The sequence below is a fragment of the Peribacillus sp. CSMR9 genome (genome assembly GCF_033141925.1).
GTDB lineage: Bacteria > Bacillota > Bacilli > Bacillales > DSM-1321 > Peribacillus > Peribacillus simplex_A.
Genome location: NZ_JAOPHO010000170.1, coordinates 1 through 1,734 on the forward strand (window position 1 = coordinate 1; position 1,734 = coordinate 1,734).

Here is a 1,734-nt window from a genome sequence, read left to right on the forward strand (position 1 = left end):
CTTTTTATAAATCTTATATTAATAATTTTAACAAATGTAGGCTGGCTTAGTTACTGTCATAAAGGTAATTTAAGGGGTATCGTCAGGAATGTGCGGATTTACAACGCTAAGCACTTTGACAAAAGTCTTATGAGACATCATAAATCCTAATGTAGAGGTGATTTGATTATGTACCAATAGGCTTTAACTTATTGAGATTGTGAAGGTATATACTTAAACTAACGGGTGCTTTACTTCTTTATGGGGCTGGAAACAGCTCCATATTCTTATGGAACTAAAGGGGCAGCATTCCTGCAATCAGTGAAATTGAAGTTTGAACAAAAAAATAACCTCTTGGTAGAATGAGAGAGTCCTGAAGCTCGGCAACGAAAAGGACAAAACTCAAATACCAGGAGGCATTAAAATGAATTATAACCAAAATAAGAAAATTGCTCAAATTACCTCTCAAACCCTTATTGTAGGGGTGGATATTGCTAAATTCAAGCATGTGGCACGTGCTCAGGACTTTAGAGGAACGGAGTTTGGATCACCTTGTTATTTTGAGAATACAAAAGAGGGATTCGAGCATTTTCTTCATTGGATTATGGAAATTAAGGAAGATCAATGTATGGAGAATGTGATGGTTGGGATGGAACCGACAGGGCATTATTGGTTCAACCTAGCACATATGTTAAAAGAATATGAAATGAAGTTTGTAGCTGTAAACCCTTTGCACGTCAAGAAAAGCAAGGAGCTTGATGATAATTCTCCTACTAAAAATGATGTGAAAGATGCTAAAGTCATTGCCCAGTTGGTCAAAGACGGAAGATACGCCGAACCTACGATATCACAAGGAGTTTATGCCGAACTACGGGTGGCGAAGAAAATTCGTGATCTTTTAACAGAGGATCTTCAGACGGTCCAAGGCCAGGTCCATAACTGGATTGATCGGTACTTTCCAGAATTTCTAATTGTATTTAAGAAGTGGGAGGGAATTTATCAAGGTTTCGCGTATTAATTAACTGAATTAATACCTTAACCTTAATATTAACCTCAGTCTTAAGATTAAGGTTAATATTACTGCAAATGTTAAAACCAAGGAGACGATGACAATGACAATGAACGTAGCATACATTAAATGTTTAACTTTAAGTAACTAGTGTGATAAACAAGTTACTTACTATGTATTAAGGTATATACCTCGATAGAATATATTATTTTTACAAAGAAACATTGGTTAGTAGGAAAGAGCTCTTTAAAAAGATGTAGACATTAGCAAATGAAGTTCACGATCAAAAATCTCATACAGCTCTGATGAAGGCATGTGTAACCTTGAAATAAAGTTTATTGAGGAAGTTTATAGAAATCGAATGATACAAGGATTCCAATCTAAAAAATAAGAACATATTATACAATTGCGTGTTTGATCAAATCCTTTACTACTCCTATTTGAATTTTAGTGTTTTCAAGGATTTCAAATATGTACGGAGTACCAAGAGAAATAAGAGCTTGACAAGAACATCTTTGATAACATCTCAATCATGCGTAAAATATCTATTTTACGATTAAATGGACATAGGAAAGAATGTTTAGTTAAATGAGGGACCATCTGTACTTACTTTCTTATATTGAAGAATTTTGTTGATTTTATCTCTGTTTTAAGATTTGGTTATTAAATCGAGGAACTTCTTATTTGATTTAAATGGGATTAACCACTAATACTGCCTTATTTTCACTAATCTCCTTTTCACAGAA

General features: G+C 33.9%; 1 pseudogene. It reads left to right on the forward strand.

The features are described 5' to 3' along the window. Positions 1 to 403 precede the first annotated feature (403 nt). Positions 404 to 973: pseudogene (locus N9I19_RS24635) on the forward strand (IS110 family transposase); the annotation flags it as partial. Positions 974 to 1,734: the final 761 nt, after the last annotated feature.